We start from the raw sequence: 8,731 nt of genomic DNA on the forward strand, positions 1-8,731 counted from the left end.
ACGAAACAATGATAAAAGTCATTTCTTACAACTATAAGAACCAGGTGGCTAGTTTTTCTTTATAAATCAATTAGATAATTTAATGGTTGCGTGTCTCGTAATGCCCAAGTTAGAGCACAAGAAATTAGTGTTGAAGCCAGACTGGCTGATTCACCGAATTTTTCCCTTTGACGTAAGTAAAGTCAGAAACCGGTAACATCAGGCTTTCCATAGAGACGATTACAGCGGCGATGGGTAGGGGCGATCTTCAATGACATCTCCACTAGAGGCATTTACGACCAGCCTTTTCTTGAAGCGACTCTCATCCAGATAATAAATTTCCCGAACCTGCTGTTTCTTCCAGCGTGCCAGTCGGGTTTTCAGAATCACAATACTATTGTGAGTTTCTCTGGCCTTTGTTATGACCTGACTCAGGGACACAAGTTTACCCTGAGGTTGCACTGTGTAGGTGATATCATCAACGAGCATTCCGGTATAGGCATCAAGCGTCGTAGACCAGCGCTTTTGTTTTTTGTCTATAAAGTCAATGATTCGAACCCGCTGGCCATTTCGCATGTCGGTCCTTGTTTTCAGGATGACCGCAACAGAATGCTTGCTTTTGACTTTCTCTATGATTTTTTCCAGCGGCATGGGCGTCTGCAATTGGGCAACTTCAATGACCTTGCCTGATTGGGCATCAACGACTGCACGCTGGTTTCTGTTTCTACTGTCAGTAAAGTCAATGACCCTGACCCTGCGTCTGTCTTCTTCTGTAAGACGAACGTTTTGAATGATGACCTCACCGTACTTTTTCCGAATCTGACTGATGATTTGTTCCAATGGCACCAGATGGTTAGCTTCCGCAGGTGTAGGGGATTCGGCCTGACTACCCATTACTATGAACAGTGACATGATTAGCGACAGAGTGAAGACTTGAGCGAGACGTGACGGGAATTGGCTTTTGTACATGACACAGTACCTGTGGATTTACTTTGCAGATGCAAAGCCTTGGAAGGGATCTCGTCCAAACTGGAATATGAAACCGCACTATGAATTTACATCTTTTCTGAAAGAACCGTTTTACAAGAATGGCTCTGTTTTCAGCGAAGAAAAACGAGCTATGGAACTAGCTGTTAATGTAGATTTGAATGGATGGATTGCAAGCCGGAGTCCTCTGTAGGGGACAATTTCGAGACAAAGTTTGATCTGACTTCAGATCGGGGCTTTCGTCTGCCTGCCGGTCGGGGTTCACGGTGGCAGATTGAGTTAGAGGGTACCGATACCGTGACCGCCGTGATTATGGCGGGGGATTATGAGTCGAACCAAGCGCAAGCCAAGACAGGCTCTGTACCGTTTATGGAAAGATGCACCGCTGAACAGGGATGGTTCTGGCACAATCACGGTGGCTGTGCTTACTGTGAAGGCAACCGCCTGCACAAGCACCGCAGGCGCATGGCGGCTAGTGAGGCGGATTCTCTGGAAGAAAGTCATCGTGCATGACTGCTTCATACGTCCACGGACATTCTGAAGGGAAGGTTTCAAGGGGTAACTCGGTTTGCCTGGCCGCAAGGACGACGGCTTTTTTGTAGGCTTTTTTGTACAGTTCTGCCTTCCTGGGCTTCAGGCCGGGGTTTTCATCCAGTACATCTTTAGCCTTGGCTCTTTGCAAAATAATGGAGTCGCGCCAGCTTCTTGAACGTCGCTCTGGCTGGTACTGCCATTTTAATAAATGCATGAGCAGTTGCATCAAGTGACTGGTCAATGAGCACGGCTCATGCTTCCCCATACCTTCCACTTCTTCGGCAAGGTTATCGAGATCGAGTTCGTTGAACCGGCGTTCTTTAATGAGTTGAGCCTGCTGTTTTGTCCAGCTATAGAAGTCGGACACATAAAGTGTTTTCTGATCATTATTCATGGTGTGATTCCAGACAATCTCAGCCGGTCTATTCAGTTTATCAGGCTTATGAAAGAGTGAACAGGCGGCAGATAGCAGGTATTCTGCAAGCCCATTACCTCAAGCAGTCACCTAACGTGCAACCCCCCCCCATTCACTGGCAAAGCATCTTAAAACCTCTCCTGGCTGGCCTCAATCCCGTATTGACCTTAATTACGCTGGTTATTTTGGCCTCATCCGGATGGGTTCACTCAACCTGACACGGGGCTCATCAAGACCACTTGAAAACCCCGCACTTTGAGCAGAGCTTTACGGTAGAATCAGGACCGATTATTGCCCCTGACAAGCCTTGCGAACTTCTTCAGCAATAATAGCAACACCACGCTCTACGGTTTTATTATCGCGAGCATACGTCATCCTCAGGCATTCATGCTTGTGCTGCCAGTCATCGTTGATGCCTGGAAAGAAATAGTGGCCGGAGACTACCAGAACGTTGCGCTTTTTTAGTCGTTCGTAGAGTTCCTGGTTGCTGATGGGCAGTCCCTCAAACCAGAGCCACAGGAACATGGCACCTTCCGGTGTGTGTACCTTCCAGTTGACGCCATTGAGATGCTTCTGCAATAAAGAAAAAGCAAACCTGGCCTTGTTTTCATAATAAGGACGAATCACATTTTTGCTGAGATCAATGATACTGTCGTCACGGATCATATCCAGCACGATCAGGCTGCCAAAACTGTTGGGAGCCAGATTCATGATGGCGTTGATGCCCGATAATGCTTTGATAACCTGCTCGTTGGCAATAACGATACCGGTTCTGGCAGCTGGCAGGCCAAGTTTGGAAAGACTGAGGCAGAGAATAGTGTTCTCATTCCATTCCGGGTTGGCATCGCTGAAGATCAGGTTTGGGAATGGGGTTCCGTAGGCACCGTCAATGATCAGGGGAATGTCATGGGCTCTGGCCATTTCGTCCAGTCGGCTGACTTCCAGGTCGGTCAGGACATTACCGGTTGGGGTAGTCGGACGGGAAGCACAAAGTGCACCGGTACGTTCATCCACTTCCAGGCTGCTGAAATCGACATGATATTTGAACATGTCATCATTGATGATCTTGATTTCAGGCTTGTTAGCCAGGAAGAAGTTATCGCTCAGACCTGCGTCACCATAGCCAATATATTCAGGCGCCAGTGGCAATTGAATACAGCGATGGCTGCCATCATCATAATGACCGGCAAACATATTGAAGAGCATGAAGAACGCGGCCTGGCTGCCGTTGGTCAAGGCAATGTTTTCCGCTCCCAGTTTCCAGCCAAACTGACGGTTGAGAAAGCGGGCCGTCTCATGAACAAATTCTTTTTCTCCCTGGGGCGGGTCATAGGTGCCGATCAGTCGGGTGAACTCGGACTGACTGTCCAGAATTGTCTGAAGTCGCTGACGAAAAGCCTCTTCCACTTCAGGAATATGGGCAGGATTCCCTCCTCCCATCATAATCATATCCTGGCCGCCGGCCAGTGCATTGCCCAGATCATCCATAAGCTGGAGTATGCCGGTATGACTGGTAAATTTAGTGCCAAATGTGGAAAGCTTCATGCTTGCCTCAGGTTATCTGCATACAGCTGTGAACAGCTCAACATAAAACGAAAAGACTCTCGCTGATTACGCGGTAAAGTCCGGAAAGGAATATCCTGCCAGAGGCATTATTGAGTGAAAATTGCCGTCAGGGTGCGAGGTTGTCGCAAAAGTGCTGTGCTCTTGGGCAGGAGATACCTCGGGAGTTTAACTGAGATTGTGTTGCTGTGCATAAGATATTTTTAGCGCTGCGTCCTGCACCCTGCCTCATCGTATCAGTCGAGACAGGAGTTCCGGCGGACGGTTTACGCGTTTACAACTCAGCCAGAGGGTCATTCATAACTTGCAGATGGTCATCCATATGTTTCATATCGATAAGAGGCTCCTTCTGGGGAGAACGTTTATTTTTGACCTTGTAGTAGGTGATAGCGGCAATACCAGCAGCAAAAACCAAAACTCCACCAACGACGGTCAGTGCTTTTTGCCAGGGCTTAAAGCCTGACGAACTGCCACCTCTGCGACCATCCGAGAACTCAAGACTTGCCGGAGTTGAATTGTTGTAGGTCGGCTTTAGTTCTGTCACAAGACTTTGTGAATGGGTGGGCAGGTTTCTGGCTGGTGATGGACCGGGCTTGGTGTCGTTAAGTCTGGCATTTCTGCCCTTGGAAATTTTATCTTTAGTATTGTTACTCCGTTTTTTAAAGGGAGTTGAGTGGGTTGGCGACGATGTGCCCTTAAGATTTTTCTCTGAGCTTGTCAGTATCGATTTCAAAGCAGATTCAGTGCTTAAGGAAAAGCCAGAGGTTAATGGGTTCGGTGTCCCGGAATTAACATGGGTTGTTGTAGCAGAAGTAATAGACTTAATCGAGCTGAATAGCCTGCGGAATGATGAAGTAAACATTGTTGGGTGAGTGAAGCTACCTGGACAGGAGGTGATCCCATCAGAAAATACAAAGCCACCGATAATGTTAGTATGTTCAAGCTGGTGGCAGGGATCATTACCGAGTGCATTAAACTGGTTGTTGCTGTCGCCTGACAGTGTCACAGGCAGTGTCAGATCGTTCCGGCGTTCTATGGACACCAGCTCGCCAAGAAGCTGGTTTGATTTCAATACCAGCTTTTGATAACCGGTCAAAGACAGTGCTGCCTGATAACCCCTGATAAGATTGCCCGTCATATCGACGGTCAACGGGGCTCGCCAGTCTTCGCTGCTCTGGTCCGGGCCATGAATGCTAATGCCTTTTGCATTAACGTCACTGACTTTTGTCGTTACAAACTCACTGTTGACAATGCTGACTGTAACGTGTTCGGGAAGAGCAAGGTTCATGGCTTTTGGCGCATTCCCCAATATGTAATTGTCCTTGAATTCTATGGCCCGAATAAACTCGCTTCGGGGTGAGGTATCCCGGTAGGTAAGGTTAATATCCACAGCCGTTTCAACGGGATTTTTTTTGTTGTAGCAGGAATAGACCTGATTGTTCGAAAAGCCAACCAGGGTTCTGTTCGTGAACAGTGCTGAATCTACGTTTTCCGATTCATCGGCTAGAGAAAGGCTGATGGCAGGCTTAAGGATTTGAAAGAACTCATTCCTGAAAATATTGGCCATGTAGCCATTAGCCGGGACTTTCAGGGATTTCAGGTTCAGCTCTCCTTTCAGCATCTCAGTGTACACTTCGTGGCTGGCAGTAGTGATAATCTTCGAATCAGCTTCGCAATGTTTGCCAGCATCTTCCATAAAGGCGTCCAGTGCAGGTAACGTGGTCAAACCCGTGATCAGGATGCCTGCACCGTTAAAGTGAATCAGCTCACCTTTGAAAAAAACTTTTTCGCTGTTATGGTGGTAGCGTCTGGACCAGGACCAACCGCCATCTCTGCAGTCATGTTTGTACTCAATTTTCTTCATCAGGGCAGCAAAATAGCCGTCTGCCAATGAACCGTCACTGCGGTCCAGTGGCACCCCGATGAGCATTTGCCCTGCTTTTAAATGGATGGTTTCTTTGACCTGAAAGTGTTCAAGCCAGCTACCGGGCAGGACCGAAGGCAGATCGTCGTGGCTACCGGCAATGACCGGCCGTTTCGAAGCGCAGTCTTCACCAGCGGAAACAGGTTCTGACTTCATGCCGACACCCACCAGAAGAAATGCGGTGTTGGTGGTCTCTTCCCATGGTCTGTCAGAATTGAACTCATCAATGCTTTCGTCGAGGTAGTTGATTTTGCTTTCGTCGAAATAGCTTTTTTCGGTCGGGGTGTAGATAACACATCGGTCAATGGATTGTCTGGTCCTGACAGAGACTTGCCTGAGTGCTTTTAGAGTTGCCTGTACCATGGCTTCTGAGGTGAGCAGGTCCTCGCCTAAGGGTTTTCCTTTGCACAACTCGGAAAGTTCCAGTCTGCCTGTTGCGGCAGTGGTTTGAGGTTGGGTGGCACTGTAAGTGGGGCTCGCGGTTGTTGCAGTGGTGGGGAAAGCTGGGGAAGATTCAACAAATAAGGCCGTTATAAAAATAATAATGCAGAGAGACAGTAAGTATTTCATGGCGTCCTCATTACACAATAAGTGTCGTAAAACAAAAACGGTTAGTACTAATAATCATTCATGCCGAAATATGGCTGCAGCTTGATCTCAAGCAGGTACTATTGTTTTTGTTAGATAATGTTTTTATTTGCTAAGAGAGTATAGTCGGTGTTATTCGGCGGTAGGATTTTTTGAAAAGTGATTATTTTCATTTCGCGTAAGACTATAGCTGATCAGGGCGGGGGAGGATATTAATGTCTGAAATCATTACTCTTCAGGGGCGAAATTAAGAAGTACGCTCGACCCATAGCGGCGAAGTTTATACCTTCACCGGAGATAATCACCCCTGTCAAAATATAACTGCTGCTCAGTGCCCATTAAAGATCATCTTGAGACCTCAAGCGGTACCATTCGGTAGGAGGTGTCAGTAAATAGAGTTTCATTTTGTATCTGAAATAACCGAGAACAATAGCCGTAGGCACAATAGCTAACCCGCCAACGACTGCCAGCGAGGTTTGCCAAACGTTCAGGCTCGTCGAACTATCACTGACTTTGTCATCAAGGGACTCAAGATAACTTGCCTCCGTCGCATTGCTGAAGACTTGCCGAATTCCTGTCACGAGTCTTTGTGAACTGGTGAGCCGTTTTCTGGTAGATGGTTTTTCTGTCTGGGAATGTACAACCGATGTTGTGACAGAGTCAGAAGATTTTACAGAGCTGAATGTCTGCGGGTATGAGGTAGTAAACATTGTTGGGGGAGTGAGCCTGCCCGGACAGGTAGTAGTAGCGTCGGAAAATACAAAGCCACCGATGATATGAGTATGTTCAAGCTGGTAACAGGGGTGGTCATCGCCCGCCTTAAACTGGTTGTTTTTGTCGCCTGCCAGTGTGACCGGCAAAGTCAGATTCCCATGGCGTCCAATGGACACCCGATCGCCCAGAAGCTGGTTTGAGTTCAACACTAGCTTCTGATAGCCCGCCAAGGACAGTGCTGTCCGATAGCCTTTTATAAGATTGCCCGATAGATTGGCGATCAGTGGGAATTGCCAGTCCTCTCTGCTCTGGACCGGGCCGACAAGGCAAATACCTCTTGAACTCCTGGCACTGACTTTTGTCGTTACAAACTGATTGTTGCTGATGTCGGCTTTAACGTGTTCGGGAAGAACGAGGCTCATGGCCTGTGGTGCATTCCCCAGGATGTGATTGTTTTTGAATTCCAGGGCCCGGATAAACTCGGGTTGCGGTGAGGCATCCTGGTAGGCGATATCAATATTCAGGGCCTTTTCAACCTGACCTGTGTAGCAGGAATAGACTTTATTGTTCGAAAAGCCAACCAGGGTTCTGCCGCTAAACATCCTTGAATCGACGTCTTCGGATTCATCCGCAAGAGAAATGCTAACGGCGGGCTGAAGGATTTGGAAGAGCTCATTCCCGAAAATATTGAGCATGTAACCTTTATCCGGAACTTCCAGCGATTTCAGATCCAGTTCTCCTTTCAGCATTTCCCTGTGCGCCTCGTGGCTTGTGATGTGGAAATACTTTTCTTCATCTGCTCTCCAACAATAATCTTTCATGCGAAGGTATGCCCCAAAAGTATTGTGTAATGCAGGCAATGTGGTTAAACCAGTGATCAGGATACCTGCACCACTGAAGTGAATAAGCTCCCCTTTATAAGTTGTACTTTTCCTGTAGTAGCCTTCATAGAGGTGACTTGGGTTACAGTGATGTGTGGGTTCAATTTTTCTTTGTACGGCAGCAAAATAGCCATCTGCGAATGAACCGTTACTGCTGTCAAGTGGTACCCCGATCAGCATCTGTCCGGTTTTTAAATGAAGGGTTTTTTTGATCTGAAATTGTTCAAGCCAGTTACTGGGCAAGACTGAAAGCTGACCCTCCTTTTGGCCGGCAATAACCGGTTTTTTCGAGGCACAGCTTTCTTCTGCTATGATCGTTTCTGACTTCATACCAACACCCACCAGTAAAAAGGCGGTGCTGGTGGTATCTTCCCATGACTTGTTGGCATTGAATCCAGCGATTTCTTCGTCGAGGTAGCTGTCTCTGAGCGGGGTCTTGATAACACACCGATCGATGAGTTGTTTAGAGGTAGCAGAGACCTGCTCAAGCGCTTTAACAGCCGCTTGTTTCATGGCCTCCGTAGTGAGCAGATCCGGATGCTCAATATTACCTGAGCACAACTCGAAAAGCTTCAGATCGCCCGCTGAGGCAGTGGTTTGATGATGGGTGTCGTTAAAGGTAGGTCTCAGGCTTGGTGAAGTGGTAGGCAAAGCCGGAGAAGATTCAGAACACAGGATCGTAACAAAAGTGATAATGAAAAGAGACAGTGAATGCTTCATGACGTCCTCATTACACAATATTTGTCGTAGAACAAAAATGGCCAGTACAGACAATTATTCATACTGAAACAGGACAGCGGCCTGATAACAGCCAGTTACTATCGTTATTCGGGAGAATGGCTTTACTTGCCAAGGGAAGAGTATAGGTAGCAGGTAAGAATATAAACAATAAAAGTCATTATTATTTAGATTGTTCTATGACCAGGATAGACTGAAAAATAGATGATAATAGAGTTGCGAACCAAAGCCTCCTGAGATCCAGCGGCGTGAGACTCGTTTTATATTGAAGATTAATGGTCATATTGAAGAGCTAAAAATAACCCCCACTAAAATTTTAATCTGTGTCGATTATGGCTCCATAATTCATCTGCTTCGCCAGCAGGCCACTTGTAGTGGCCATATCTATTTGTATGATGGCTTTGTCGC

General features: G+C 47.2%; 6 protein-coding genes. 1 reads left to right on the forward strand and 5 read right to left on the reverse strand.

Features of this window, described 5'->3' with window-relative positions; genetic code table 11:
* Positions 1 to 219: 219 nt before the first annotated feature.
* Positions 220 to 948 (reverse strand): PepSY domain-containing protein, encoded by a 729-nt coding sequence (locus tag KDK17_RS17155; protein WP_257288643.1) that lies wholly within the window; start codon positions 946 to 948, stop codon positions 220 to 222.
* A gap of 183 nt (positions 949 to 1,131) precedes the next feature.
* Between KDK17_RS17155 and KDK17_RS17160 the strand changes: the two genes are divergently transcribed.
* A complete protein-coding gene (locus KDK17_RS17160; RefSeq protein ID WP_257280406.1) occupies positions 1,132 to 1,479 on the forward strand; it encodes a hypothetical protein in 348 nt (115 codons plus the stop codon).
* Here KDK17_RS17160 and KDK17_RS17165 read toward each other — a convergent pair.
* The 4 genes from KDK17_RS17165 to KDK17_RS17180 all read right to left on the reverse strand — a co-directional run bounded on the left by KDK17_RS17165 (position 1,439) and on the right by KDK17_RS17180 (position 8,305).
* Positions 1,439 to 1,894 carry a DUF29 domain-containing protein gene (locus KDK17_RS17165; RefSeq protein ID WP_257288644.1) on the reverse strand — a complete coding sequence of 152 codons (456 nt, stop codon included), beginning with the start codon at positions 1,892 to 1,894 and terminating at the stop codon, positions 1,439 to 1,441. The two genes, KDK17_RS17160 and KDK17_RS17165, sit on opposite strands and share 41 nt — an antisense overlap.
* Before the next feature lie 309 nt (positions 1,895 to 2,203).
* Complete coding sequence (locus tag KDK17_RS17170) at positions 2,204 to 3,460, reverse strand: valine--pyruvate transaminase (RefSeq protein WP_257288645.1); 1,257 nt, start codon at positions 3,458 to 3,460, stop codon at positions 2,204 to 2,206.
* Between the two features lie 292 nt (positions 3,461 to 3,752).
* Positions 3,753 to 5,972, reverse strand: a complete 2,220-nt coding sequence (locus KDK17_RS17175) for a hypothetical protein (protein WP_257280403.1) — start codon at positions 5,970 to 5,972, stop codon at positions 3,753 to 3,755.
* 356 nt (positions 5,973 to 6,328) lie between these two features.
* The gene (locus KDK17_RS17180; protein ID WP_257288646.1) at positions 6,329 to 8,305 is read right to left on the reverse strand and encodes a hypothetical protein; all 1,977 of its coding nucleotides are present in this window, start codon (positions 8,303 to 8,305) and stop codon (positions 6,329 to 6,331) included.
* Between the last annotated feature and the right edge of the window lie 426 nt (positions 8,306 to 8,731).

It is taken from the genome of Endozoicomonas sp. SESOKO2 (genome assembly GCF_024606245.1).
Lineage (GTDB): Bacteria > Pseudomonadota > Gammaproteobacteria > Pseudomonadales > Endozoicomonadaceae > Endozoicomonas_A.

Excerpts from the sequence above, each read along its gene's own strand:
- KDK17_RS17170 (WP_257288645.1), bottom strand. The coding sequence starts at position 3,460 with ATGAAGCTTTCCACATTTGGCACTAAATTTACCAGTCATACCGGCATA.
- KDK17_RS17180 (WP_257288646.1), bottom strand. The coding sequence starts at position 8,305 with ATGAAGCATTCACTGTCTCTTTTCATTATCACTTTTGTTACGATCCTG.
- KDK17_RS17160 (WP_257280406.1), top strand. The coding sequence starts at position 1,132 with ATGGATTGCAAGCCGGAGTCCTCTGTAGGGGACAATTTCGAGACAAAG.
- KDK17_RS17175 (WP_257280403.1), bottom strand. The coding sequence starts at position 5,972 with ATGAAATACTTACTGTCTCTCTGCATTATTATTTTTATAACGGCCTTA.
- KDK17_RS17155 (WP_257288643.1), bottom strand. The coding sequence starts at position 948 with ATGTACAAAAGCCAATTCCCGTCACGTCTCGCTCAAGTCTTCACTCTG.
- KDK17_RS17165 (WP_257288644.1), bottom strand. The coding sequence starts at position 1,894 with ATGAATAATGATCAGAAAACACTTTATGTGTCCGACTTCTATAGCTGG.